The sequence below is a fragment of the Haloarcula montana genome (assembly GCF_035666295.1).
Taxonomy (GTDB): domain Archaea; phylum Halobacteriota; class Halobacteria; order Halobacteriales; family Haloarculaceae; genus Haloarcula; species Haloarcula montana.
Window position 1 is genome coordinate 1,859,573 of sequence record NZ_CP142027.1, and the last position, 23,879, is coordinate 1,883,451.

Sequence of the window (23,879 nt, forward strand, 5' to 3'; positions counted from 1 at the left end):
AGCGGGCCGCTGTGGCGACTGTACACACGCCAATCGCCGATTGGACGCCCTTTTACCCCGTCGCCGTCTATACCGTGTCAATGAGCCATCCCTTCGAGAATCTACCGACGACGCCGACATCCGAGGAGATACTGGACAAGGCGTTCTCGCGAGCGACCCGAGCCGGCGGCGCCAAGGAGGGCGTCGAGGCCCAGCAGTCGATGCTGATGACCGCCTCGAACATCGTCTCGGACAACCTCCAGAACGTCGCCCAGTCCTGGCCGACCATCGACGATCTGGAGCCGTTCTACGTGGAACTGGCCGACGCCGTGATCGACGATTCCGCCGAGAGCGACCAGCAACAGGGCATCGACGATCTGAAACAGCACCTCTCGCGCGTCTCCTGGGCCGGCCGGAAAGCAAAGGAGATCCGCCAGGAGTACGAGAGCCGTCTCGTCCGCGGCGACAAGGAGACCGCCCGCAAACTCCGCAAGCAGGCGTTTGCCCGCATGGCCGACGTCGTCGAACAGGTCGAGGAGGATCTCGCGGCCGTCTCGACGGCCCGTGACGCCCTGAAAGTGCTCCCCGACATCCGGCCCGACGAGCCGACAATCGTCGTCGCCGGTTACCCGAACGTCGGCAAGTCTTCCTTCGTCAACACCGTCACCCGCGCGGACAACGAGATCGCCGCTTACCCCTTCACGACGACCCAGATCCGCGTCGGTCACTTCGAGGACGGGCGCATCCGGTACCAACTGGTCGACACGCCGGGACTGTTGGACCGACCGCCGGAGGAGCGAAACGAGATCGAGTCACAGGCGGTCAGCGCGCTGGAACACGCCGCCGACGCCGTCCTGGTCCTGCTGGACCCGACGGGCAACTGTGGCTACCCCCTCTCCCAGCAACTCGAACTCCGGGACGCCATCGCCGAGCGCTTCGACGTGCCGGTCCTGACTATCGCCAACAAGAGCGACCTCTCGACGGATGTCGAGGCCGACCACTACATGAGCGTCACCGAAGCCGACAACGTCGAGGGCGTCCTCGACGCCGCCGTCGAGGCCGTCGACTACGAACTCGAACTCCCCTTCGACGAGGAGTCCTAGTCCAGCCGGTAGGTCACCTGGACGGACGCGTCGACGGTGATCGTCGTCGGTTGGATGGTCGTCCGTCCGCCGGCGTCGGCGGCCGCGGTCTCCGCGTAGACGACGTAGTTGTTGCTCTGGCTCGTCTGGATCGTGGCCACGTCACCGACCGAGCGGTCGGCAGCGTCGGCGACCGTGTCCGCGTCGGCACGGGCGCGATCCATCGCCGTCCGCAGGGCGTCCTCGCGGGCGTCCTGTCGGGTCTGTTCGTTCAGTTCGTAGCGGATGCCCTCGACACGGTCGGCGCCGGCGTCGACGGCGGTGTCGACGAGCGTCCCGGTCGTGTTCACGTCGCCGGTCTCGGCCTCGATGGTGTGGACGGCGATGTAGCCGACCTGTTCACGGCCGGTCTCGGTCCGCTCGTACTCCGGCTCGATCCGGAACCGCGAGGAGGTCACTGTCGCGTCTTCGTCGCCGAGTGCCTGCTGGATCGACTCTGCGTCGCCGCTGAGGGCGTTGCGGGCTGCTTCGGCGGTCTCACCGCGACCGACGGCGGCGACGGTGACGACCGCCCGATCGGGCGTCCGTTCCACATCTGCGTCCGCGCTGACGCTGACCGTCGCGTTGTCCGGTGTCGCTGCCTGTCCCGTATTCCCGACTGTTAGGCCGACAGCGCCGACTGCCAACAGTACGACTGCGCCACTGATCGCAAGTAGTTTCGCGTCCATAGCTGGGGGAACGCGGCCGGCGCTATTTATATAATCGTACGCTCAAAGCCGACCTTGACCGTTAGGCGGTGCTTTCGACGGTGACGTAGTGGACCTCGGTTTCCACGTCCCGCCCGGCGGCCCGGTCGGCGATGGCGTCGAACTCGTTGGCTAGTCCCGGCGGTTCGCCGTTCGCGCTGGGTGGGAGGCCGACGGTGACGATCACGCGCTGGGGTCGCTGGAAGATGGCCGTGTTGGTGTACTCGACCTCCACGCCGAGTATCCGTACCTGCTCGTCGGCGCCGTCTTCGATTCCCGTTCGGATATCCTCCTCGGTCGTCGCGCGGTTGAACGAATCGAGTGTCACGCCCCCCAGAAACGCCGAGAGGACCAGAATCGAGACCACGAGGACGCCGATCCGCTGGATGGTCGCCGAACGGGCGTCACCCTCCCGGAACCAGTGTTCGGGCCGGTACCCCTGGTACCACAACCCCACGAGGACCGCGAGGTTGATCGAGAGGACGTTCACCAGCACCAACACGCCCGATCCGAGGCTCACGAGCGGTTGGCCCCAGGCGATCCCGATGCCGACCGTCGCCGCCGGCGGGATGAGCGCGACGGCGATCATCACGCCGACCAGTGCCGTCGAGACGCCGCTGGTGAGACTGAGTACGCCCGCCGCGCCGGCACCGATCGCGACCACGAGCGAGAGGAAATCGGGCGCGACCCGTTCCCGAATCTGTCCGACAGCGGTAACGTCGGCCAGCGGTGGGATGACGTGGGCGTAGCGGACGAGCGCCGAGAAGACTGTCGCGCTCGCGATGGCTACTAGCAAGCCGATCGCCTGGAGCTTGACCCCGCGGACGAACAACTCGTGGTCGTCGACGACGGTCCCGACGTTCGCGGTCATCGCTGGCCCGATCAACGGTGCGATGACCATCGAGCCGACGACGACCGCCGGCGAGTCCAGCAGGAGTCCGGCGGTGGCGATGACCGCACTGATGACCGTCATGATGACGTAGGTCGACAGCGTTGGCGCCAAGTCCCGGGCCTTCGCCGTCAGTTCCTCGCGGGCGATACGGTCCTCGTCTTCCTCCTCGGCGTACCGGTCTTCGAGTTCCTCGAAGCGCTTCGAGATGACTGTGTTGGCCTCCAGGACGACGGTGTACGCGTCGTCGTCGATCCCGACCGAACGGAGTTCCTCCAACACCGGCTCGACGGCGTTGGTCGGCAGCGGGAACGAGACGACGGCGGTGAACTCCCGGCCGCTCGTCTCGTCGTTCAGGACGTAGTCGATCTCCTCGGTTTCGAGGACGTCCAACACCGCGTCTCGCTTGCCTGTCGGAATCGTGATCTGGACCAGCCGCACGGCTGTCGGTCCGATCCCTGGGGACAAAAAGGCCCTGTCGGGGCCAGGCGGAAACTGACGTGCTTTTCCCGCTCGGCGGAGTAGACGGGGTATGTTCGAGTCACGCCCCAACCGCGGCAGCGAGGTGGTCCTCGTCGGCCGATCCAACGTCGGCAAGTCGACGCTGATGCGGGAGCTGACCGGCCACACCTTCGACACTGGCCAGAACCCCGGGGTCACCCGCAGCCCGAACCACTACGACTGGGCCGGCCCCGATTTCGTGCTGACGGACCTGCCCGGCTTCGGGTTCATGAAGGGCGTCCCCGACGACGTGCGCGAGCGGATCAAGGCCGATGTCGTCCGCTACGTCGAGACCAACGCCGAGAAGATCCTGGTCGGCGTCCTCGTCGTCGACGGGAAGGCCGTCGTCGACATCATCGATCGCCACTCTGGCCCCGACGAGATCCCCCACGACGTGGAGATGTTCCACTTCCTCCGGGAGGTCGGCGTCGAACCGGTCGTCGCGGTCAACAAGATGGACAAGGTCGACGACGAGGACGAACGGCTGAACGAACTCTGTGATCGGCTGGGGCTGCACCCGCCCTGGCAGCAGTGGCAGGAGACGATCGCACCGATCAGCGCCAAACGCGGCGATATCGACGCCCTGAACGAAGCGGTCAGGACCCACCTCCACGACGCACAGCGTGACGATCTGTTTCAGTTCTTCTGAGGTGCTGTCACCGTCCCGCGTCGACCGGGCTGCCGACACGTCTCCCGATTGACTTTTTGTGGTCGGCGCCGGAACCTCTGATATGGTCCGGCTGCCCTCCCGCCACAGTGCCGGTGTCGTCTCGACGGCCTGTGGCGTCGGCTACGCAGTAGTCGTCCTCGCCTGGATCTTCTCGTCGGGTGTGTCCTTCGGGGAGAGCTCGCTTCCGACTGTCGCCGTCGGCTTCCTCTATGCCGGTGGCGGGATGTTCCTGACCGGTGCCGGGATGTTCCTGACCGGTGCCGTCCCGCTGTATCTGTTGCTCAGGCTGTCGTTGCTCACACCGACGCTGATGACGCTGTGGATACTGGGCGATACGGTCTGGCAGTCCCTTTACGGCAGTCACCTCCACCCGCTCTCGTCGTATCTGACCGTCTGGCCGCTCCTGTTGGGTGTCGCAGTCGCCGTCGGGATCGTCGAAGCGTTGCTTCGGACCGGGGTCGACCACTGGTTCGATCAGTTCGGACTCCGGACGTTGCGGTGACTCTGGACCCGCACTCGCTCAGGCCGCCGGGAGGTTCACGACGAACACTGTCCCGCCGTCCTCGTCCCACTCGGGTGCCCCGAGTCCGTCGTACCTGCTGCGGGGGGTCGCCCACACGGTACCGTCGTAGGCCGCGACGAGGCGGTCGACGATGCTCAGCCCGCTCGCGTCGCCCGAGGCGTCGTCGAACAGTGTGCGTGCGGTCGCCTGGTCGATGCCCGGGCCGTCGTCGGCGACGGTCAGCCGGACCGTCCCGGTGGTCCGGCTGACGGCGACGTGGGTGCGCGGCTCGGCTCCCTCCGCGTGTTCGACGGCGTTCTCGACGAGGTTGTCGACGATCGATTCGAGTCCGTCGTTGGCCCGGACCATCGCCGTCTCGGGACAGTCGGTCGTCACTGTCGCCAGTGTCGTCTCCCTCGTCTGTGCGGTCACCGCCTCGACCCCCGCAACTAGATCGACCGGCTCGAAGCTCCCGTTACCGGTCACCGTCTCGACGATCGACCGACTGGTCTCGATACGCTCGGTCGCCTCGTCGGCCTTCCGACTGATGACGTCGACGCTTTCCGGCCGGTACTCCTCGGCGAGGATATCTGCATGCCCGCGGATCGCCGTCAGATCGTTCAACAGATCGTGTCTGATGACGGTGTTGACGAAGGACAAGGCGTCGGTCAGGATCGCGGCGCGGCGCGCGTCCTGCTTCGCTCGCGCGTTGAAGTAGCCGGCGACTGCGCCGGCGACCCCGCCCATCCCGAGCCCGGTCAACAGCGGAAACACCGGTTCTACCAGGGGTCGCCCTTCGTAGAGTCGGACGCCGATGGTCCCACCGATGACGAGCCCGCCGGCGAGGCTCCCGGCGACTGTCCAGGTCGACACCGTCCACCGCCCTTTGGGATCGAAGGGCGAGTACCAGAGCCAATACCCGACGACGACGAGCGCCAGCGCCGGTGTGCCATCGAGCAGGAGCGCCAGGGCTGGACCCACCGGGTCGTCCAGCAAGAGCAACTCGTCGATGTGATAGAACACGGCGGCAAAGAGCAACAGCCCGCCGAACAGAATCACGCCGATCGGCGACTTTTCGGCGATCCGGTGGCGGTCCATACCGGTTTCGAGAGATCAGGAGGGAAAAACGTTGTACCCCCAGTGTCGCCACTGATAACGTCGGTGACGGACCACAGAAGGGAACTCAGGTGATCAGGCGACGTTGAAACCTTTGTCGCGGAGGAAGTCCTCGACGCGACCGGTGTGGTTGCCCTGGAGTTCGATCTGGCCGTCTTCGACCGTCCCGCCGCAGGCGAACTTTGACTTCAGATCCGAAGACAGGGAGTCCATGTCGACGTCTTTCGGGTCGAACCCCTCGATGATCGTTACCTCTTTCCCGTAACGGCGCTCGTCGATGCGGATGTTGATCTCCTGGGACTCTTTGGCCACGTCTTCGCAGACGCAGAGCTCCTCAGGCAACCCGCACGTCGAGCAGACTTCCGACATTACATCGGGCAGTACGAAACCTTCCTATTAAACACTGTCGGGGGAACCCGACGCTCACTGCTCGGAGACCACTTCGTCGGCGAGTTCGACGGCTGTGTCGGCGGTCGCCTCGTCGACCCGGCCGCCGTATCGCGCCCGTTCGCGTAGCTGTGCCAGCCGACGAATCCGTCGGTCCGCATCGACTGCATCGAGGTAGGCCCGGACCGTCTCACCGTCCCGACGTGGTCGTTCCCGGCGACTGAGGACGTACATCACACGCTGGAACGCCCGCTCGACATCCGTCTCGGGGTCGACCCGTCGCTGGTACCGGACCCACACCGCCCTGTAAAGGCGTTCCGAGAGTCCGCTTCGGCGGGCGCCCGCGGCGACTCCCAGGAGGGCGACGACTCCCAGTGTGGCCTCCTCCCGGGACGGGAGATCGATGTCGCTGCCGATCCCGTCGGCGGCCGCCCCGGGATTCCCTGGTCCGGACGGCGTGTCGGGATTGTTTTGTCGCGGCGTCGGCGTCGCGCCCGTGTCGGTTGTCGCGTTCGTGTCGGTTTCGGTCAGCGGTGGCGGCGTCGGCGTCGGTGTCGCACTGAACCCCTGGCTGCCGGTCTGCCCGGTATCGACGTTGGGGACCGCGGCACCGCGGGCGTCTTCGAGTTCACTCTGCTCGGCCTGTTCGCGCGGGCCGGTGGGGGTCGGGTCGAACCGCACCCACCCCTGCTCGGGGAAGTACACCTCGACCCAGGCGTGGGAGTTCAGCCCGCGGACGACCCACTGCTCCTCGTCGACACGCTCGCCCGGCGTGTAGCCGACTGTCATCCGTGCCGGGATACCCTGGGTCCGTAACATCACGACCATCGTCGTCGCGAAGTAGACGCAGTACCCTCGATCCATCTCGAACAGGAAGCGATCGGCGACGTTCCGGTCGGGTCTGTCGACCTCGAGGGAGTATTCACGGTTGTTTTCGAGCCACTGCTCGACGACCAGCGCCGTCTCGTAGGGGTTCTCGGCGTTGCTGGTCAGCGTCGTGGTCCGCTCGCGGACCCGATCGGGTGTGCTGTCGGGCAACTGGAGGTACCGCTGGCGGACTTGGTCGGGATAGTCGGTTCCCGCGTCCCGGAGCTGCTGGGGTGTCGCGAGCAGGACCTCGGAGGTGACCTCGTAGCTGTCGCCGGCCGACAGCTCCCCCGCCGGCTGGAACCCGTCGTGGGCGGTCACCTCGAAGTCAGGATCGCCGCGGTACCGGACCGCTTTCCAGGCACCGGGGGCCGTCGCGATCGCCGATTCGACCTCGAAGGACTGTCGTAGCGTCCGGCTGTCGCCGTCCGGGCCTGAGAGCCGGCGTCCACCGTAGGAGCGCGCACTCCCGGTTCGGACCCAGCCGTCACCGGTGTAGCGGTCGTAGGCCGCGACCCGCCAGTAGCGGGGTTCGTCGCTCTCGACGGTGAACCGCACGGTCGGCGTCAGCGAGATGTCGCCCTGGATAGAGAGCGTCTCGTCGGCGTTGATCAGACTCGTCTCGATGGTCGGACCGTCGGTGTCGTCGGTAAACGACAACGAACTCCCCGTGACCGAGGGGATCGTCGAGACGACCGACGGGACGATGATGACTGCCGCGAGCTGTTCCAGTACCGCCCGCCGGCTGGCGTCGACACCGTCGCCGGCGCCGTCCACGTCGGGGTCGGGGGCGGGCTCCGTCCCTTCGTCGATCACGTCCAGGTTCCCGAAACCGAGCGTCGCGACCGCACCGACCACGCCGAGCAGCGTCGTCACCAGCCCGGCGTCCGTCGTCAGCACGAAGAAGGCGAGCGTCGTCCCCGCGCTGACTGTCGCGGTGACGTACCACCGTCGCAGGGCGAAATACCACGTCAGGAACACCGGTGCGGGCGCGAACGATAGCACCCACAGCCGGACGTTGGCGATCTGGAGCAACGATCGCCCGGTCACGAGTGCGATCGTGTCACGCACCAGCGCAGCCAGTTCGGGATCGGTCGAGAGGTTCGTCACGTACCAGGCGATCCCGGCGGTAAACAGGACGGCGCCGATCGCGATGGCGAAACCGGGCCGTAGCACCCGGGCGATCAGGGTCGCACCGGCCAGTGCTAGCGCCACCAACACGAGAAACAGCGTCGGCGATCCGACCACGTCGGTGAGGTGGTACATCGTCCGCAGCGGCGCTCCGAGTACCAGCGCGACCGACAGCAGCGCGAACAGGCGGGGATCGTCGGGCAACCGGTCCCGAAGCCAGACGGTCGGACCGCTCATGCCTCACCCCCGACCAGCGGGTTCTCGCGGCTGGTCGTCACGTCCCCGAAGCGGTGCCGGCGCCCCTCGATGGTGACGGTCACGCCCGTTTCGCGGGCCGTCACGAGGATGTCGGCCGCGTCGGCCCGCCCGGTCTCGCCGGCGCCGGTCCGTGCGAGCGTCTCCAGCAGTCGGGTCCGGTGGGTGTCGCCGTATCCCTTCGAGACGGTCCCACCCGGAACGGTCAACTCGACGGTCAGTCCCGCCTCCAGTGCGGCCATCGCGACCGTCGCGGTGGCGGCCGCCATCTCGTCGGCGGCCCCCTCGTCGGCCTCGCCGACGACGAGCAACCCCTGGTCGCTGTGGTGGTCGGCGAACTCCTTGACGAGCATCTCGTCGCGTTTGGCGCTTGACTTCCAGTGGACGTCCCGCAGCGAGTCGCTGGGAACGTATTCGCGCAGGCGGTCGAACGCTTGCCGGTCCTCGGCGTCGGGCGCAAGCGTCCGGGAGAACGTCTCCGGGCCGCCGATCCGGTACACCGGCGGGTACACCAGTGTCTCGGTCGTCGCCTCGATCGTGTACTGTCGGCGGACGAGTCCCAGCGGATCGGTGACGACGGCTTCGACCGGGCCGAACTGCTGGGGACCGCGGTCGGTGTAGGTCACGTCGTACCGGACTGTCGCGGGCAGCGAGCGGGTGACCTGCCCGCCGCCGTCGACGCCGTCGGGCACGCTGTCGGTCAGTCGAGCGACACCACTCCCGTCGGCGTCGAACGCGACGGTTCGCTCGTCGCCGGGATACCCCCGGCGGGGCTGTTCCCGGTCGATCGTCGGTGGGCCGGCCCACAGCACCTGGACCGTCGCTGCCAGGAACAGCACGATTGCGGGGCCGGCGACGGCGTTCAGACCGGCCTGTCCGTACCGTGTCCCCATGGCGAACGCGCCCGCCGCCACGAGCAGGACGGCCAGACCCCGGCGTGTCGGTCTCATTCGACTGAAACGGTGTCCAGGGCGTCCCGGACGAGATCGGCTGCCGACTGGTCGCTGCTGTCGGTCCTGATCCGGTGGGGGAGTACGACTGGCGCTTCGGTCTGTACGTCGTCGGGGACGACGTACTCACGGCCGTCCAGGACCGCCCGGGCCTGTGCGGCCCGGAGCAGGGAGATACTCCCCCGCGGGCTCACGCCCAGTTCGGCGTGCTCGCGGGTGAACCGAGCCAGCCGCGTCGCGTAGGTCCGGATCGGCTCCTCAACGGTCACGTCGGCGACGGTGTTCTGGGCGGCCGAGAGCTGTTCTAAGGTCGCCACCGAGGTCAGTTCCTCGATGGGATGGTGGCCGACGACCTCGCCCAGCATCGCCGACTCCTCGTCGGCCGCCGGATAGCCCAGGTGGAGCTTCGTCATGAACCGGTCGAGTTCGGCCATCGGCAGGTCGTAGGCCCGGTTGCGCTCGACGGTGTTCTGCGTGGCGATGACGGTGAAGGGGCTGGGGACGGCGTGGGTCGTCCCGTCGACGGAGACTTGCCCTTCCTCCATCGCTTCCAGCAGCGCCGACTGGGTCTTGGGCGGGGCGCGGTTGATCTCGTCGCCCAGAACGACGTTGGCGAAGATCGGACCGGGCCGGAACTCGAACTCCTGGGTCTTCTGGTTGAAGACGTTGACGCCGGTGACGTCGGTGGGGAGCAGATCCGGGGTGAACTGCACCCGCTTGAACTCCCCGTCGAAGGAGGCGGCGACCGACCGGGCGAGCATGGTCTTGCCGACGCCGGGGACGTCCTCCAGGAGGACGTGGCCGCGACCCAGCAGGGCGATGACGATGTGTTCGATCTCGTCGTGGTGGCCGACGATGACTTCCTCGACGTTCTCGATGACGCGCGTCGCGACCCGTGTCGCGTCACGTACGGGACTGTCCGACTGCTGTCCGCGTGATGTATCCGTGTCAGTCATGGGTTGTGGCCCGCGCGACGAACACCGGCGACGGGAGGGTGACAATCGGGTCGTCACGGGTGTTCGCCCACTCCATGCGCGGTTCCAGTGTGGCGGCTCCTTAGGTGTGAGGACACGTAACTCTGGTGGATGGGCACCCGACACACACTCGCGTTACCACTCCTTGCACGCCGGACAGACGAGGGAGCCGTCTTGCTGCCAGCGGCGCTCGACGACCGTGCCACAGGCTGCACAGGCCGCCCCGTCGTCGGACCAGGCGTAGGTCGTCGTCGCGGGTTCGATGGCGTCGGACTCGCCACGGTCGGTCGCTGTACCGTCGTCGCTCGTCGGGTCCGATCCCGTTGCGTCCTCAGCCGGGGACTCAGCGGACTCGTCGTCGTGCAGAAATTCGTCGAGCGAAACGTCTTCGGCCATACGTGGTAGCTACCGCGCCAGCGGGAAATACCTGACTCGCCACGAACGGAAACACAAAGTGGGGCCACAGCTAACGGCCGGGTATGCAAGGCCTCCTCTCACAACTCGTCCAGAGCGTCATTGACATGCCCGGCAAGTTCATCGACATCGCACTGGGTGACCCCATCTCCGCGATCCTGATCCTCATCGGTGCGACGTTCGTCGGGCTCTCTTCGGCCGTCTTTGGCTACCTCTCGATCGGTGCCGTGCTCTCGCTGTTCAGCGGTGCTGGCGGTCGACAACCGCCCCAAGCAGGTCGATAGCCGTCTCGATGTCGGGACCGAGTGGCGACGCGAACACCACGCTGTCGGCGTGGGAAAGCAGTTCTTCGGTCCGCTCGGCTACTTCGTCCGGCGTGCCGGCGACACAGAACGCGTCCAGCATCGGCTCGGTCACCATCCCGAAGGCCTCCTCGAACTCGCCGGCGGAGATGGCGTCACCGATCTCGCCCGCGGTGTCGTGGTCGATGCCGTGGCGGTCCAGCACGGGTGGGGGTGAGCCACCGGCCACGAACGCGACCGGCGGGCGCGCGGCTTCGCGGGCGGCGTCGGCGTCCTCGGCGACCGAGACGCTGGCGTAGGCTGCCAGGTCGAACTCGCTGTCGGCGACGCGGTCGTCGGCCATCTCCGTGACTTGTTCGCGAGCCCAGGCCAGGTCCTTCGGGTGTGAGCCGTTGTACAGCGCGCCGTCGGCGTGTTTCGCCGCCATCCGTGTCATGTGTGGCCCCTGTGCGCCCACGTAGACCGGGATCTCACCGGCGTCGTAGTTGAGGCCGGCGTCGACGGCCTCGAAGGTCCCGTCGTGGTCGACGCGCTCGCCGTCCCAGAGTTGCTGGGCGACTTTGAACGTCTCTAAGACCCGCCGGAGCGCGTCGTCGTGGTCGAACCCGAGGTTCCTGATCGTCGACTTGTCGCCCGGTCCGACGCCGAAGACGGCCCGCCCGTCGCTCTGCTCGGAGAGCGTGGCGACTCGCGAGGCCAGCGTCACCGGGTGGGTCTCGTAGGGGTTGGCGATGCCCGGCCCCAACAGGAGTTCGTCGGTGCGAGCGGCCATCTGGGACAGCGCCATGAACTGGTCGCGGTTGTTGTAGTGATGGCTGGCGAAGACGGCGTCGAAGCCCTCCTGTTCGGCCTGGGTGGCGAAGTCTGCGAGCTGTGCGACCGGGTGTTCCGGGGTGAGTTCGATAGCGTACATGTTACAGTGACCATTCCCTGAGCGCCTCGCGGACGACATCGCTGTCCTCCTCGCGATAGAGGGCGTCGCTGTCGTCGTGATCGCCGAAGGCGAACTCACGGACGACCGCGACGGGGGTTCCGCCGGCACCCTCGCCGGTGACCAGGTTGGCGGCAGCGGCGAGTTCGTCGACGACCGCTTGGACGGTGGCGCTCAGTTCCCGTCCCTCGCGGTCGTGTTCGCCGCGCCAATCGCGTGCGGCCGGGACGCCGGCCCAGCCCAGCGCGACGCCACGCTGGCCCAGGCGGAACGGCCGTCCCGAGGTGTCCGTGACGATCACCGCCACGTCGACGCCCGCCCGCTCGCGGATGTCGGCCCGCAACTGCGTCGCGCTCGCAGTCGGATCTTCGGGAAGCAAGAGCAGGTCCGCGTCCGGGACGTTCGAGCGGTCGATGCCGGCGTTGACCGTGATGTGACCGAACCGGGTGACTGCAAGGACGAACGGGGCCTCCGTGAGGATCTCCTCGCTCTCCTCGACGACGGCCTGTGCGAACCGGGGGTCCTTGCGCTCGCCGGTGACCGACCCGATAGCGTCGGCGATCCGGCGGGCCTGTTCGCCGGGGGTGTAGTCGTCGAGATCGGCCTGCCGGCCCGCCGCCTTCGAGACGACCGTACTGGCGACACAGACCACGTCGCCGTCCCGGAGATCCGTCTGCTCGACGACGAGGCGGGCGATGTCGTCGCCGGGTCGCACTTCGGGTAGCCCCTCGACCGCGAAGACCTCCATACCCCCGCTGGGGTCGCTGTCGGAAAAAGGACCCCGATAGATGCAAGCCCGGCCGACGGCGGCAACCGATGCCGGTACCGCGGCGGGTGTCACCGGGAGTCCCCCAGGGGCGGTATGGACACCCGGCTCGCGGCGTTCGTGCTGTTGCACGCGATGGGGTCGACCGCGGGGTTGCTCCTGGCGTTTCACGCCGTCAGGACCGTCACTGGCGGCACCGCGACCACTGACGTGCGCCGGGACTACGGCGTCGGCGGCCTGCTCGTCGTCGTCGGGCTCGGGCTCCGCTTTCTGCTCGTCCCGACGACGCAGGCTCCCGCGGCGATCACACGACTGCCGGGTGGGGTACTCCGGCCGGTCGGGGCCGCCCTGGCGGCCGTCGGCGGCGTCGTCTGTCTGTGGGCGCTGGCCCGCCTCGGTCGGAACCGAAAGAGCCGATAGCGTCCTGGCCGACGATGCCGTCGTGTCGACCGATCTCGCACCTGTCGCACGGACTGCTGCCGAGGACGCCGGCGACTACCTCCGTGAGCGGTTCGTCGACGGAACGACCGACGCCGAGTACGGGACCACCGACGTGAAGGCCCACGCCGACCGCGAGGCCGAGCGACGGATCGTCGACCACCTCCGGGCCGAGTTCCCGGACCACGCCATCACGGCCGAGGAGTCCGGGCACCACGAGGGCGACGGCGACTACCGCTGGGTCGTCGACGGCCTCGACGGGACGAACAACTTCGCCGCCGGCATCCCGACCTTCGGGGTCTCCGTCGCGGCCGTCGACGCCGACACCGACGCTCCCGCTGCCGCGGCGGTCTCCCTCCCGGCGCTCGACGACACCTACGTCGCCGTCCGGGACGGTGGCGTGACCCACAACGGCGAGTCGGTCTCGGTCACCGACGGCGAGACGCCACCCGTCGAGGCCGGGACCGTCGCCTTCGTCATCGGACATCCCGTCGTCTACGACGGTCCCGGGCGCGAGAACGCCGACGAGATCCGCTGGGAACTTGGACAGACCGCCAAGCGATGTATCCAGACCTGGGCGCCCGTCGTCCACTGGGCGCTGCTGTCCCGCGGTGGGCTAGACGGGTTCGTCTGTCTCCATCCCGACGAGCGCGAGCAGGTCCCCGGGGAGTTGCTGGCGACCGAAGCCGGCTGTCGCCGCCGTTCCGAGGGGCCACTGTCTGCGTTCGCACCGACCGGCGAAGCGGCCGAAGAACTGCTGGCGACGGCCGTCAGCGTTCGTGAACCGTTAGACTGAGGTCGCCGTCGCTCACGTCGGCGGTCAGCATCGTCGTCCGGTCGGCCGGCGGCGCTCCGGTCGCGCTGCCCGGGTTCAGGAGCCGAACGCCGTCGTGGACCGTGTCCAGCAGTTCGTGAGTATGCCCCGCGACACCGACGGCGTCGGCCCCGGCTTCGCGCCGTACCGTGTCGGCGACACGGTCTTCGTACCCCCGCCGTGAGCCGGTCCCGTGGGTGACGACGAAGGTCACGCCGCCGAGTTCGACCGTCGCCGTCTCCGGAAGCCCGATCCGTGGGTCCATGTTCCCCGCGGCGGCGGTGAGCCGGGCCGACATCGCTCGGACGTTCGACAGCGCCCCGTCACTGTCGAAATCGCCCGCGTGGATCACGTGGTCGGCCGCTTCGATACGCTCCTGGAACGGGGCCGGAATCTCGCTGGCCCGTGACGGAATATGCGTGTCGCTGACGATGGCGATCTCCATACCGACAGTTGACAACCGTCCCAGAAATGACTACTGCCCGCTCTCTGCGGGTTCGACGCTTGGCGTGAGTCCGCGAAGCTCCGTGAGCTGTGCGACGAGGTCGTCGATCCCCTCGTTGATGGCGGCGATTCGCTCGTCGATGTTGTCAGCCGGAACCGCGCCCTGTGGCGTCGGCTCGACCAGTTCGTCGTCTTCGAGCATCCGCAGCGAGTACCGCACCTTGTGCTCGGCGATACCGGTCTCCTCTGCGAGCCGGACGATCCCGATCGGCCCCGCCTCGATGACGGCTTCGAGGATGGCAAGGTCGCGACTTTCCTTGTCGACCTGATCTGTCAGTCGGTCCAGTCCCATTGAGAATCTTGTTCCCACGTATTGGACGACGATACATAAACGCCACAGTTCCACTGTCTTCCTTCACGAAATCCAACAATAACGGTCGGAGACGCCGCTGACTCACTCGTCGTTGACAGGCGTCCGACGGAGTTCGTCCAGTTGATCCCGGAGCTTCGATAGCTCGGTCTCTAGTTCCTCGCGCCTGTCGATGAGCGCGCTCAACTCCTCGGTGTTGACCGAGTAGTCGTTCTCCAGGGCGACATCGAGAGCGTCGGTCGTCGCCGCCGCCAGATCCGTCGAGACACCCAGGAGTTCGCTCGGGGTACCGCTTGACTCGTACAGATCTACGTCTCCCGAACGGGGTCGGTACGTCACCATCGGCGACTCGACGCCGTGGTGGTAGGTCACCGTGTAGCTCGTGTCGGTCACGGGGTTGTGCCGGTCCTCGGCGATCTCCGTGCGAACGATGTTGAACGGTTCGGCCAGCGAGGGGAACGTCTCTGCGATGTCCCGGAGCCGGTCGGCGGCGGTGACATCCAGTTGGGCCTCCACGTCGCCGAAGAACTGCCGGGAGTTCGTGAAGCTGAACGCGACCGTATAGAAGACGGATTCGTTGTTCTCCGCGAGGTCCCTGACTCGCTCGCGGACCTCCTCGTGGCGTCCCTCGACGGCGAGTCGTTCGAGCTCTCGCAACAACGCTCTGGCTCCTTCCTCCCGTTCGAGGAACGGCTCGACGATCGCCCCTGGCATCTCCTCGCCGTCCACGTCGTCCATGCCTACTTGTTCTGGTCGGCACCTAAACAGTCTATCGGCGTGTACGGCGATTCGAGACGTGCTTCGGCGACGAGACGCGTCGCTTGTCGAGTTAAATTCAGAGAAACGCCCGGAGCGGGATTTGAACCCGCGTCACAACCGTGACAGGGTTGTATGATGGGCCACTACACCATCCGGGCACGCTGCCTTGCTGCACTCATTCGTATCCCGGTGGGAGTATTAAGACTTTCCAAACGGTGGCGCCCTGGGATGGTGACCCGTGACGGGACCCAAACTTCTATATCTGCGCTGGCCGAACCGCTCTGTACGCAAGCGCTTCTCACGGTCCGTGTGTGGGGCCGGGGTCAGATAGCTGCTGCCGGCCAAGTTGGCAAGCGTTATATGCGTCCCGACGATAAGTGCCTGTAGTATCTCGTGACAGCAACCTTCTCCAGCCACAGGCCCCACGCACACGCACACACATGGTAGATGTAAGTCAACACGACCTCGTCCCCGACCACAGCGTCGTCGACGAGGACGACCTCGAGGCAGTGCTCGACGAGTACGATATCAAGAAGACCGACCTCCCGAAGATCAAACGCGCCGATCCGGGACTCCCGGACGACGCCGAGGTCGGTGACGTCATCCGTATCGTCCGCGACTCGCGAACCACCGACGAAGCAGTCGTATACCGACTGGTGGTGGAATAATGGACACACAGGACCGCCGCAAGATCTCACGCGAATATTTCGGCAAGGAACGGCTCGCAGAACACCACTTCCGCTCGTTCAACGCCTTCCTCGATCGAGGGATGCAACAGGTCGTCGACGAGAAAGAGACAATCGATACCGACATCGGCGACAAGGAAGGCCAGGAGCCGGTGTGGGTCGAACTCGGCGACGTCCGCGTCGTCACCCCTCGCGTCCGCGAGGCCGACGGCAGCGAGGAACTGCTCTATCCCCAGGAGGCCCGGCTACGCAACATCACGTACTCCGCGCCGGTGTTCATGGAGATGGCCATCGTCCGCGGTGGCGAGGAGGAACCGGAGGAGGTCGTCGACCGGACCGAGACGAAGATCGGTCGCATGCCGATCATGGTCGGCTCGAACAAGTGTAACATCGTCGGCTTCTCCGACGAGGAACTGATCGACATCGGCGAGGACCCCGCCGACCCCGGTGGCTACTTCTGTGTCAACGGCTCCGAGCGGGTGCTGATGACCAGCGAGGACCTCGCGCCCAACAAGATCCTCGCGGAGTACGACACCAAGTACGGCGACGAGGTCCAGGTCGCGAAGACCTTCTCCCAGCGCCGTGGCTACCGCGCGCTCGTGCTCTGTGAACGGACCCGTGATGGATTGCTCGAAGTATCCTTCCCGTCCGTCTCGGGCAGCATCGACTTCGTGACGCTCGTGCGCGCGCTCGGGCTGGAATCCGACGAGGAGATCGTCCACCGGGTGAGCGAGGACCCCGAGATCGTGAAGTTCATGCTGGAAAACCTGGAGGAAGCGGAAGTCCAGACGACCGAGGAGGCCATCGAGACGCTGGGCCAGCGCGTCGCCTCCGGCCAGGGCAAGAACTACCAACTCAAACGCGCCAACTACGTCATCGATCGGTACCTGCTCCCGCATCTCCACGAGGAGGGCGTCGACGAGGAGGAGGTCCGGATCAACAAGGCCTACTACCTCTGCCGGATGGCCGAGGCGTGTTTCGAACTCGCGCTGAATCGTCGGGAGTCCGACGACAAGGACCACTACGCCAACAAGCGGCTGAAGGTCAGCGGCGACCTGATGACCGACCTGTTCCGGACCGCGCTGAACAAGCTCGCCCGGGACGTGAAGTATCAGCTCGAACGCGCGAACATGCGGAACCGCCAACTCTCTGTCTCGACGGTGGTCCGCTCGGACGTGCTGACCGAACGGCTCGAACACCCCATCGCGACGGGGAACTGGGTCGGGGGCCGCTCCGGCGTGAGCCAACTGGTCGACCGGACGGACTTCATGGGCGTGCTCTCACACCTCCGGCGCCTCCGCTCGCCGCTATCGCGCAGCCAGCCCCACTTCGAGGCGCGTGACCTCCACGCGACCCAGTGGGGTCGTATCTGCCCCTCGGAGACGCCCGAGGGTCCCAACTGTGGCCTGGTGAAGAACTTCGCACAAGCCATGGAGCTCTCACAGGACGTTGCGGAGCCACAGGAACTGAAACAGGAACTCGCCGAGATGGGGGTCCAGGGTATCCCCGGCATCGAATCGATCGAACAGACGCCCGCGGACGACTAAACAATGAGTCAGGGACGAGAAGCCAAAGTATACGTCAACGGTAGTTTGGTCGGGACACACCCCGACCCCGAACAGCTCGCACAACAGGTCCGACAGGCCCGCCGACGGGGGGACGTCTCCCAGATGGTCAACGTGTCGATCAAGGACCGCACGGACGAGGTCATCATCAACGCCGACGCCGGCCGTGCTCGGCGTCCGCTGCTGATCGTCGAGAACGGTGAATCGCTCATCTCCGAGGAGGAGGTCGAGCAGCTCAAAGCGGGCGAACTCGGCTTCGACGATCTGGTCGACCGCGGACTCGTCGAGTTTATCGACGCCGAGGAAGAGGAGGACATCCTGGTCGGGGTCGACGAGGACGAACTCACCGAGAACCACACGCACCTCGAAATCGACCCGCAGTTGATGTTCGGGATCGGCGCGGGGATGATCCCCTACCCCGAGCACAACGCCAGCCCGCGGATCACGATGGGTTCGGGGATGATCAAACAGTCCCTGGGCCTGCCAAGCGCGAACTACCGCATCCGACCGGACACGCGCCAGCACCTCCTGCATTACCCGCAGCTCTCGATGGTCAAGACCCAGACCACCGAGCAGATCGGCTACGACGACCGCCCGGCGGCACAGAACTTCGTCGTCGCGGTCATGTCCTACGAGGGGTTCAACATCGAGGACGCTCTGGTCATGAACCAGGGCTCGGTCGATCGTGGGCTCTCCCGGTCGCACTTCTTCCGGACCTACGAGGGCGAGGAACGGCGCTATCCGGGCGGTCAGGAGGACCGCTTCGAGATTCCCGACGACGAGGTCCGTGGGTCACGCGGCGAGGAAGCTTACACCCACCTCGACGACGACGGGCTCGTCAACCCCGAGACCCAGGTCGGCGAGAACGCCGTCCTGCTGGGCAAGACCAGCCCGCCCCGGTTCCTCGAAGAACCGGACGACATGGGTGGCCTCTCGCCCCAGAAACGCCGCGAGACCAGCGTCACGATGCGCTCGGGCGAATCCGGGGTCGTCGACACGGTCACACTGATGGAGGGCGAGGACGGCTCGAAGCTCTCGAAGGTCTCCGTGCGTGACGAACGCATCCCGGAACTGGGCGACAAGTTCGCCTCCCGACACGGGCAGAAGGGTGTCGTCGGTCACATCGCACCCCAGGAGGACATGCCCTTTACCGAGGAGGGTGTCGTGCCGGACCTCATCATCAACCCCCACGCGCTTCCCTCCCGGATGACCGTCGGACACATCCTGGAGATGATCGGCGGCAAGGTCGGCGCACTCGAAGGCCGGCGCGTCGACGGGACCGCCTTCACCGGCGAGGACGAGGAGGAACTCCGCGGGTCCCTGGAGGACCACGGGTTCTCCTCGTCGGGCAAGGAGACGATGTACTCCGGCGTTACCGGCGAGAAGATCGAGGCCGAGATCTTCGTCGGGGATATCTTCTACCAGAAGCTGTATCACATGGTCTCGAACAAACTGCACGCCCGTTCACGCGGGCCGGTGCAGGTCCTCACCCGCCAGCCCACCGAAGGTCGCGCCCGCGAAGGTGGCCTGCGCGTCGGGGAGATGGAACGGGACGTGCTCATCGGACACGGCGCGGCGATGGCGCTCAAAGAGCGCCTGCTCGACGAGTCCGACCGCGAGTGGATCAACGTCTGTGGCCAGTGCGGGATGACCGCCGTCGAGAACGTCGAACAGCGGCGGATCTACTGTCCCAACTGCGAGGAGGAGACCGACATCCACGAGGTCGAGATGTCCTACGCGTTCAAGCTCCTGTTAGACGAGATGAAGGCACTGGGTATCGCTCCGCGAATCGAACTGGAGGACGCAGTCTAAGATGAGTTCACAGCAGACACCCAAAGAGATCGGGCAACTCAGCTTCGGGCTGATGGACCCCGAGGAGTACCGAGACATGTCGGCCACGAAGGTAATCACGGCCGATACGTACGACGACGACGGTTTCCCCATCGACATGGGGCTGATGGACCCCCGACTCGGGGTCATCGATCCCGGCCTGGAGTGTAAGACCTGCGGGAAACACTCCGGCTCGTGTAACGGCCACTTCGGGCACATCGAGCTGGCCGCGCCGGTGATCCACGTCGGCTTCGCGAAGCTCATCCGACGGCTCCTTCGTGGGACCTGCCGGGACTGTTCGCGGCTCTGTCTCGACGAGAGCGAACGCGAGGAGTTCGGCGAACAGCTCCAGCGGACGCGTGACCTCGGTCGGGACCTCAACGACGTCACCAAGTCGGCGATCCGCCAGGCACGCAAGAAGGACCGCTGTCCGTTCTGTGGCGAGAAGCAGTACGACATCAAACACGAGAAGCCAACGACCTACTACGAGGTCCAGCAGGTGTTGTCCTCGGAGTACCCCGAGCGAATCGCCGCGGCCATGGAGGAGGCCGACGATCCGATCGCGCCGACGGACCTCGCCGAGGAGACGGGCATCGACGCCGAGCGCGTCCAGCAGATCCTCAGCGGCGAGTTCCGCCCCCGACAGGAGGACCGACGAGCACTGGAGAAGGCGCTCAACGTCGACCTGACCGAAGAGGACATGAACAAGCTGATGCCCAGCGACATCCGGGACTGGTTCGAGGACATCCCGGACGGGGACATCGAAGTCCTGGGGATGAACCCCGAGCGGTCCCGGCCCGAGTGGATGATCCTCACCGTGCTTCCGGTGCCGCCGGTGACGGCCCGTCCCTCGATCACGCTGGACAACGGCCAGCGGTCCGAGGACGACCTCACCCACAAACTGGTCGACATCATCCGCATCAACCAGCGGTTCATGGAGAACCGCGAGGCCGGTGCGCCCCAGCTGATCATCGAGGACCTCTGGGAACTGCTGCAGTACCACGTCACCACGTTCATGGACAACGAGATCAGCGGGACGCCGCCGGCGCGACACCGCTCCGGCCGGCCACTGAAGACTCTCTCCCAGCGTCTCAAGGGGAAGGAAGGACGGTTCCGCGGTTCGCTGTCCGGGAAGCGCGTCAACTTCTCCGCCCGGACCGTGATCTCGCCGGACCCGACCCTCTCGCTCAACGAGGTCGGCGTTCCCGACCGGGTCGCAAAGGAGATGACCCAGACGATGAACGTCAACGAGCGCAATCTCGACGAGGCCCGCCACTACGTCGCAAACGGGCCAGAGGCCCACCCCGGCGCCAACTACGTCCAGCGGCCGGACGGCCGTCGGCTCAAGGTCACCGAGAAGAACTGCGAGGAACTCGCCGAGAAGGTCGATGCCGGCTGGGAGGTCAGCCGCCACCTCGTCGACGGCGACATCATCGTGTTCAACCGCCAGCCGTCGCTGCACCGGATGTCGATCATGGCTCACGAGGTCGTCGTGATGCCGTACAAGACGTTCCGGCTGAACACGACGGTCTGTCCGCCGTACAACGCCGACTTCGACGGCGACGAGATGAACATGCACGCGCTGCAGAACGAGGAGGCCCGTGCGGAGGCCCGGGTCCTCATGCGTGTGCAGGAACAGATGCTCTCGCCCCGGTTCGGCGAGAACATCATCGGCGCGATTCAGGACCACATCAGCGGGACCTACCTGCTGACTCACACCAACCCGCAGTTCAACGAGACTCAGGCTCTGGACATGCTCCGGGCGACACGTATCGACGAACTGCCCGCCCCCGACGGCGAGGACGAGGCCGGCGAACCCTACTGGACCGGCCGCTCGCTGTTCTCGGAACTCCTGCCCGACGATCTCAACCTGGACTTCACCTCCTCGGCCGGCGACAACGTCGTCATCGAGGACGGACAGATGGTCTCGGGCACTATCGACGAGGACGCTGTCGGTGCCTTCGGCGGCGAAGTCGTCGACACCATCGCGAAGGACTACTCGAAGACCCGCGCGCGGATCCTGGTCAACGAGATCTCCGCGCTGGCGATGCGGTCGATCATGCACTTCGGGTTCTCTATCAGTATCGACGACGAGTCCATCCCCGCCGAGGCAGAAGAACAGATCAACGACGCGATCGACAACGCCTACAACCGCGTCGAGGAACTCATCGAGACCTACGAGCGGGGCGATCTCGAATCGCTGCCCGGTCGAACGGTCGACGAGACCCTCGAAATGAAGATCATGCAGACGCTGGGCAAGGCACGTGACTCCGCCGGTGACATCGCCGAAGACCACTTCAGCGACGACAACCCGGCGGTCGTGATGGCCGAGTCCGGCGCGCGTGGGTCGATGCTGAACCTCACGCAGATGGCTGGCTGTGTCGGCCAGCAGGCAGTCCGTGGTGAGCGGATCAACCGCGGCTACGAGAACCGCACACTCTCTCACTTCGAGGAGGACGATCTCTCCTCGGACGCCCACGGCTTCGTGGAGTCCTCCTATCGGTCCGGGCTCGGCCCGAAGGAGTTCTTCTTCCACGCGATGGGTGGCCGCGAGGGGCTGGTCGATACGGCAGTCCGGACCTCCAAGTCCGGCTACCTCCAGCGCCGGCTCATCAACGCCCTCTCAGAACTCGAAACGCAGTATGACGGCACCGTCCGGGACACCTCGGACACCATCGTCCAGTTCGAGTTCGGCGAAGACGGGACCTCGCCGGTCAACGTCTCCTCCAGTCAGGAGGGGGCCGCCGTCGACGTCGAAGAGATCGCCGACAACGTCCTGAACGAGGAGTTCGACAGCGAGGACGAGAAACAGAGCTTCCTCGGGCAACGTACCGAACGCACCAACCTCTCGGAACACGCCGACGACTGGTGGATGGCCGAGGGGGACGACTAACATGGTATCCGAAGACATCGAGGCCGTCGTCGAGGACACGGACCTTCCCCGGCGGCTCAAAAACGACGTGTACAGCACGATCGAAGAGCGAGAGGTCGACGTCGAGGAGGCCGACCGCATCGCCAAGGCCGTCGAGTCGAAGTACCAGAACACCCGCGTCGACCCGCTCGATCCGGTCGGGACCGTCTCGGCCCAATCGATCGGGGAACCCGGCACGCAGATGACGATGAACACGTTCCACTACGCCGGTGTCGCCGAGATCGACGTGACCCAGGGACTCCCGCGGCTCATCGAACTGGTCGACGCCCGGAAAACGCCGGACACGCCGATGATGACGGTCCATCTGGACGACGAGTACGCGACAGACCGCGAGCGGGCTCACGAGGTCGTCTGGAAGATCGAGGCCACGAAGATTCTCGCGCTGGGTGACATCTCGACGAACGTCGCCGACATGCTCGTCGAGATCGACCTCAACGAACAGACGCTGTTAGAACGGTGGCCGACCGTCAACGATGTCGACGCGATCGCCGAGGAGATCGCCGACACCATCGAATCCAACCTCGGTGTCACGGCCCGGCAGGTCGGGACCGTCATCGAGTTCGGCCCGGAGGAGCCCAGCTACCGGGACCTCCTCCAGCTCGTCGAGGAGCTGCGCGACATCGTCTTCAAAGGGATCGAGGACATCTCCCGGGTCGTCATCCGCAAGGAGGAGACCGACAACGGCGAGGAGTTCGTCCTCTACACCGAGGGGTCGGACTTCGGGGAAGTGCTCGGTATCGACGGTGTCGACGCGTCGCGGACGACGTGTAACAACATCCACGAAATCAACCAGGAACTGGGCATCGAGGCGGCCCGCGAGACGCTGATCAACGAGACGATGAACACCCTCGAAGAGCAGGGGCTCGACGACGTGAACGTCCGCCATCTGATGCTGGTCGCGGACATCATGACAAACGAGGGGACAATCGAATCGATCGGCCGCCACGGCATCTCGGGGTCGAAAGACTCCGTGCTCGCCCGAGCAGCCTTCGAGGTGACGGTCAATCACCTGCTCGACGCCGCCATCCACGGCGAAGTCGACGAACTCGACGGGGTCACCGAGAACGTCATCGTCGGGAAGCCGATCAAGCTCGGGACAGGTGACGTCGACCTCCGGATGGGCGCGAGTCAGGACTGATGCGCGTCGAGCTCTCGGACGACGCGCGACAGCTGGTCGCCCTCTTCGAGGACGAGGCAGCCGTCACCGTCCGAGACTGCGTGATCGACGAGACCCACGATCAGGTCGTCTACCTGGTGAAACGCGGCGAAATAGCTGACGCCATTGGACCTGGCGGCGAGACTGTCACGACCGTCGAGGAACGGATCGGCCGACCCGTGAAACTGGTCGAGGACGCCGACACCGCCGAGGACTTCGTCGCGAACGCGCTGGCTCCGGCGGCGGTGTACAACGTCACCATCTCGGAGAACGACGACACGATCGCGTACGTCGAGGTCGCACAGGAGGATCGTGGTGCCGCGATCGGCCGCGAGGGCCGGAACATCGACGCGGCGCGACACCTCGCACGACGGCACTACGGGATCGACGGCATCGAATTGACCTGAGGCCGTCCGGCAGTTC

At 66.0% G+C, this 23,879-nt stretch carries 25 protein-coding genes and 1 tRNA gene; 12 read left to right on the top strand and 14 right to left on the bottom strand.

The genetic code is table 11. The features are described 5' to 3' along the window. Positions 1-80 precede the first annotated feature (80 nt). A complete protein-coding gene (locus tag VJ109_RS09725; protein ID WP_324756356.1) occupies positions 81-1,082 on the top strand; it encodes an NOG1 family protein in 1,002 nt (333 codons plus the stop codon). Here the strand turns inward: VJ109_RS09725 and VJ109_RS09730 are convergent. Together VJ109_RS09730 and VJ109_RS09735 are read right to left on the bottom strand one after the other, a co-directional pair. Continuing rightward, entirely contained in the window at positions 1,079-1,789 is a 711-nt protein-coding gene (locus VJ109_RS09730) for an SIMPL domain-containing protein (RefSeq protein ID WP_324756358.1), read from the bottom strand. The two genes, VJ109_RS09725 and VJ109_RS09730, sit on opposite strands and share 4 nt — an antisense overlap. 61 nt (positions 1,790-1,850) lie before the next feature. Then, complete coding sequence (locus tag VJ109_RS09735; RefSeq protein ID WP_324756361.1) at positions 1,851-3,137, bottom strand: TIGR00341 family protein; 1,287 nt, start codon at positions 3,135-3,137, stop codon at positions 1,851-1,853. 91 nt (positions 3,138-3,228) lie between these two features. On the opposite strand from VJ109_RS09735, the gene engB reads away from it, so the two are divergent. Together engB and VJ109_RS09745 are read left to right on the top strand one after the other, a co-directional pair. Further along, positions 3,229-3,846 (top strand): GTP-binding protein EngB, encoded by a 618-nt coding sequence (gene engB, locus VJ109_RS09740; protein ID WP_324756364.1) that lies wholly within the window; start codon positions 3,229-3,231, stop codon positions 3,844-3,846. A gap of 82 nt (positions 3,847-3,928) precedes the next feature. Beyond that, positions 3,929-4,369 carry a hypothetical protein gene (locus VJ109_RS09745; RefSeq protein ID WP_324756366.1) on the top strand — a complete coding sequence of 147 codons (441 nt, stop codon included), beginning with the start codon at positions 3,929-3,931 and terminating at the stop codon, positions 4,367-4,369. Positions 4,370-4,387: 18 nt separating this feature from the next. On the opposite strand, the gene VJ109_RS09750 is transcribed toward VJ109_RS09745, so the two are convergent. The 6 genes from VJ109_RS09750 to VJ109_RS09775 form a co-directional block, all read right to left on the bottom strand. Continuing rightward, positions 4,388-5,467 carry an ATP-binding protein gene (locus tag VJ109_RS09750; RefSeq protein ID WP_324756368.1) on the bottom strand — a complete coding sequence of 360 codons (1,080 nt, stop codon included), beginning with the start codon at positions 5,465-5,467 and terminating at the stop codon, positions 4,388-4,390. A 93-nt stretch (positions 5,468-5,560) separates the two neighbouring features. Then, positions 5,561-5,854: a stress response translation initiation inhibitor YciH gene (gene yciH / locus VJ109_RS09755; RefSeq protein WP_004516073.1), complete on the bottom strand. Its 294-nt coding sequence runs from the start codon at positions 5,852-5,854 to the stop codon at positions 5,561-5,563. 54 nt (positions 5,855-5,908) lie between these two features. Further along, positions 5,909-8,107 (bottom strand): transglutaminase TgpA family protein, encoded by a 2,199-nt coding sequence (locus tag VJ109_RS09760; RefSeq protein WP_324756371.1) that lies wholly within the window; start codon positions 8,105-8,107, stop codon positions 5,909-5,911. Then, positions 8,104-9,075, bottom strand: a complete 972-nt coding sequence (locus VJ109_RS09765) for a DUF58 domain-containing protein (protein WP_324756373.1) — start codon at positions 9,073-9,075, stop codon at positions 8,104-8,106. Before VJ109_RS09765 ends, VJ109_RS09760 begins: the two co-directional genes overlap by 4 nt. Further along, a complete protein-coding gene (locus tag VJ109_RS09770; protein WP_324756375.1) occupies positions 9,072-10,031 on the bottom strand; it encodes an AAA family ATPase in 960 nt (319 codons plus the stop codon). The genes VJ109_RS09765 and VJ109_RS09770 overlap by 4 nt, the downstream gene beginning before the upstream one ends. Before the next feature lie 153 nt (positions 10,032-10,184). Beyond that, positions 10,185-10,445 carry a DUF7573 domain-containing protein gene (locus VJ109_RS09775; protein WP_324756376.1) on the bottom strand — a complete coding sequence of 87 codons (261 nt, stop codon included), beginning with the start codon at positions 10,443-10,445 and terminating at the stop codon, positions 10,185-10,187. Between the two features lie 83 nt (positions 10,446-10,528). Here VJ109_RS09775 and VJ109_RS09780 point away from each other — a divergent pair, with 83 nt between their 5' ends. Then, complete coding sequence (locus VJ109_RS09780; RefSeq protein ID WP_324756378.1) at positions 10,529-10,747, top strand: DUF8024 family protein; 219 nt, start codon at positions 10,529-10,531, stop codon at positions 10,745-10,747. Here VJ109_RS09780 and VJ109_RS09785 read toward each other — a convergent pair. Both VJ109_RS09785 and VJ109_RS09790 read right to left on the bottom strand, forming a co-directional pair. Continuing rightward, positions 10,704-11,678, bottom strand: a complete 975-nt coding sequence (locus VJ109_RS09785) for a 5,10-methylenetetrahydromethanopterin reductase (protein WP_324756380.1) — start codon at positions 11,676-11,678, stop codon at positions 10,704-10,706. The genes VJ109_RS09780 and VJ109_RS09785 overlap by 44 nt on opposite strands. A 1-nt stretch (position 11,679) precedes the next feature. Next, a complete protein-coding gene (locus tag VJ109_RS09790; protein ID WP_324756382.1) occupies positions 11,680-12,444 on the bottom strand; it encodes a coenzyme F420-0:L-glutamate ligase in 765 nt (254 codons plus the stop codon). 114 nt (positions 12,445-12,558) lie between these two features. Between VJ109_RS09790 and VJ109_RS09795 the strand changes: the two genes are divergently transcribed. Together VJ109_RS09795 and VJ109_RS09800 are read left to right on the top strand one after the other, a co-directional pair. Beyond that, on the top strand, positions 12,559-12,882 hold the full coding sequence (locus VJ109_RS09795) for a hypothetical protein (protein ID WP_324756384.1): 324 nt from the start codon (positions 12,559-12,561) through the stop codon (positions 12,880-12,882). 22 nt (positions 12,883-12,904) lie between these two features. Next, positions 12,905-13,696, top strand: coding sequence for an inositol monophosphatase family protein (locus VJ109_RS09800; RefSeq protein ID WP_324756386.1), 792 nt, complete (start codon positions 12,905-12,907; stop codon positions 13,694-13,696). Here the strand turns inward: VJ109_RS09800 and VJ109_RS09805 are convergent. From VJ109_RS09805 to VJ109_RS09820, 4 genes are all read right to left on the bottom strand, one after another. Beyond that, positions 13,671-14,159, bottom strand: coding sequence for a metallophosphoesterase family protein (locus tag VJ109_RS09805; RefSeq protein ID WP_324756388.1), 489 nt, complete (start codon positions 14,157-14,159; stop codon positions 13,671-13,673). The genes VJ109_RS09800 and VJ109_RS09805 overlap by 26 nt on opposite strands. 30 nt (positions 14,160-14,189) lie before the next feature. Further along, complete coding sequence (locus tag VJ109_RS09810; protein ID WP_324756390.1) at positions 14,190-14,510, bottom strand: winged helix-turn-helix transcriptional regulator; 321 nt, start codon at positions 14,508-14,510, stop codon at positions 14,190-14,192. A gap of 102 nt (positions 14,511-14,612) precedes the next feature. Continuing rightward, a complete protein-coding gene (locus VJ109_RS09815; RefSeq protein ID WP_324756392.1) occupies positions 14,613-15,266 on the bottom strand; it encodes a hypothetical protein in 654 nt (217 codons plus the stop codon). 106 nt (positions 15,267-15,372) lie between these two features. Next, positions 15,373-15,445, bottom strand: a tRNA-Asp gene (locus VJ109_RS09820). A gap of 282 nt (positions 15,446-15,727) precedes the next feature. Between VJ109_RS09820 and VJ109_RS09825 the strand changes: the two genes are divergently transcribed. Genes VJ109_RS09825 through VJ109_RS09850 form a run of 6 tightly spaced genes read left to right on the top strand, consistent with a single transcriptional unit; the run spans position 15,728 to position 23,863 of the window. Then, a complete protein-coding gene (locus tag VJ109_RS09825) occupies positions 15,728-15,955 on the top strand; it encodes a DNA-directed RNA polymerase subunit H (RefSeq protein ID WP_276223166.1) in 228 nt (75 codons plus the stop codon). After that, the gene (locus VJ109_RS09830) at positions 15,955-17,520 is read left to right on the top strand and encodes a DNA-directed RNA polymerase subunit B'' (protein ID WP_324756396.1); all 1,566 of its coding nucleotides are present in this window, start codon (positions 15,955-15,957) and stop codon (positions 17,518-17,520) included. The genes VJ109_RS09825 and VJ109_RS09830 overlap by 1 nt, the downstream gene beginning before the upstream one ends. Before the next feature lie 3 nt (positions 17,521-17,523). Next, positions 17,524-19,350 carry a DNA-directed RNA polymerase subunit B gene (gene rpoB / locus VJ109_RS09835; protein WP_324756398.1) on the top strand — a complete coding sequence of 609 codons (1,827 nt, stop codon included), beginning with the start codon at positions 17,524-17,526 and terminating at the stop codon, positions 19,348-19,350. 1 nt (position 19,351) lies between these two features. Next, positions 19,352-22,261, top strand: a complete 2,910-nt coding sequence (locus VJ109_RS09840; RefSeq protein ID WP_324756400.1) for a DNA-directed RNA polymerase subunit A' — start codon at positions 19,352-19,354, stop codon at positions 22,259-22,261. 1 nt (position 22,262) lies between these two features. After that, complete coding sequence (gene rpoA2, locus VJ109_RS09845) at positions 22,263-23,438, top strand: DNA-directed RNA polymerase subunit A'' (RefSeq protein WP_324756401.1); 1,176 nt, start codon at positions 22,263-22,265, stop codon at positions 23,436-23,438. Then, positions 23,438-23,863, top strand: a complete 426-nt coding sequence (locus VJ109_RS09850; RefSeq protein WP_324756402.1) for a NusA-like transcription termination signal-binding factor — start codon at positions 23,438-23,440, stop codon at positions 23,861-23,863. The genes rpoA2 and VJ109_RS09850 overlap by 1 nt, the downstream gene beginning before the upstream one ends. Positions 23,864-23,879 lie beyond the last annotated feature (16 nt).

What these genes read in the sequence shown, in the direction of transcription:
- VJ109_RS09780 (WP_324756378.1), top strand. Translation starts at nt 10,529, where the DNA reads ATGCAAGGCCTCCTCTCACAACTCGTCCAGAGCGTCATTGACATGCCC.
- rpoA2 (WP_324756401.1), top strand. Translation starts at nt 22,263, where the DNA reads ATGGTATCCGAAGACATCGAGGCCGTCGTCGAGGACACGGACCTTCCC.
- VJ109_RS09770 (WP_324756375.1), bottom strand. Translation starts at nt 10,031, where the DNA reads ATGACTGACACGGATACATCACGCGGACAGCAGTCGGACAGTCCCGTA.
- yciH (WP_004516073.1), bottom strand. Translation starts at nt 5,854, where the DNA reads ATGTCGGAAGTCTGCTCGACGTGCGGGTTGCCTGAGGAGCTCTGCGTC.
- VJ109_RS09775 (WP_324756376.1), bottom strand. Translation starts at nt 10,445, where the DNA reads ATGGCCGAAGACGTTTCGCTCGACGAATTTCTGCACGACGACGAGTCC.
- VJ109_RS09795 (WP_324756384.1), top strand. Translation starts at nt 12,559, where the DNA reads ATGGACACCCGGCTCGCGGCGTTCGTGCTGTTGCACGCGATGGGGTCG.
- VJ109_RS09805 (WP_324756388.1), bottom strand. Translation starts at nt 14,159, where the DNA reads ATGGAGATCGCCATCGTCAGCGACACGCATATTCCGTCACGGGCCAGC.
- VJ109_RS09760 (WP_324756371.1), bottom strand. Translation starts at nt 8,107, where the DNA reads ATGAGCGGTCCGACCGTCTGGCTTCGGGACCGGTTGCCCGACGATCCC.
- VJ109_RS09785 (WP_324756380.1), bottom strand. Translation starts at nt 11,678, where the DNA reads ATGTACGCTATCGAACTCACCCCGGAACACCCGGTCGCACAGCTCGCA.
- VJ109_RS09765 (WP_324756373.1), bottom strand. Translation starts at nt 9,075, where the DNA reads ATGAGACCGACACGCCGGGGTCTGGCCGTCCTGCTCGTGGCGGCGGGC.
- VJ109_RS09750 (WP_324756368.1), bottom strand. Translation starts at nt 5,467, where the DNA reads ATGGACCGCCACCGGATCGCCGAAAAGTCGCCGATCGGCGTGATTCTG.
- engB (WP_324756364.1), top strand. Translation starts at nt 3,229, where the DNA reads ATGTTCGAGTCACGCCCCAACCGCGGCAGCGAGGTGGTCCTCGTCGGC.
- VJ109_RS09725 (WP_324756356.1), top strand. Translation starts at nt 81, where the DNA reads ATGAGCCATCCCTTCGAGAATCTACCGACGACGCCGACATCCGAGGAG.
- VJ109_RS09830 (WP_324756396.1), top strand. Translation starts at nt 15,955, where the DNA reads ATGGACACACAGGACCGCCGCAAGATCTCACGCGAATATTTCGGCAAG.
- VJ109_RS09810 (WP_324756390.1), bottom strand. Translation starts at nt 14,510, where the DNA reads ATGGGACTGGACCGACTGACAGATCAGGTCGACAAGGAAAGTCGCGAC.
- VJ109_RS09730 (WP_324756358.1), bottom strand. Translation starts at nt 1,789, where the DNA reads ATGGACGCGAAACTACTTGCGATCAGTGGCGCAGTCGTACTGTTGGCA.
- VJ109_RS09850 (WP_324756402.1), top strand. Translation starts at nt 23,438, where the DNA reads ATGCGCGTCGAGCTCTCGGACGACGCGCGACAGCTGGTCGCCCTCTTC.
- VJ109_RS09790 (WP_324756382.1), bottom strand. Translation starts at nt 12,444, where the DNA reads ATGGAGGTCTTCGCGGTCGAGGGGCTACCCGAAGTGCGACCCGGCGAC.
- rpoB (WP_324756398.1), top strand. Translation starts at nt 17,524, where the DNA reads ATGAGTCAGGGACGAGAAGCCAAAGTATACGTCAACGGTAGTTTGGTC.
- VJ109_RS09840 (WP_324756400.1), top strand. Translation starts at nt 19,352, where the DNA reads ATGAGTTCACAGCAGACACCCAAAGAGATCGGGCAACTCAGCTTCGGG.
- VJ109_RS09825 (WP_276223166.1), top strand. Translation starts at nt 15,728, where the DNA reads ATGGTAGATGTAAGTCAACACGACCTCGTCCCCGACCACAGCGTCGTC.
- VJ109_RS09815 (WP_324756392.1), bottom strand. Translation starts at nt 15,266, where the DNA reads ATGGACGACGTGGACGGCGAGGAGATGCCAGGGGCGATCGTCGAGCCG.
- VJ109_RS09745 (WP_324756366.1), top strand. Translation starts at nt 3,929, where the DNA reads ATGGTCCGGCTGCCCTCCCGCCACAGTGCCGGTGTCGTCTCGACGGCC.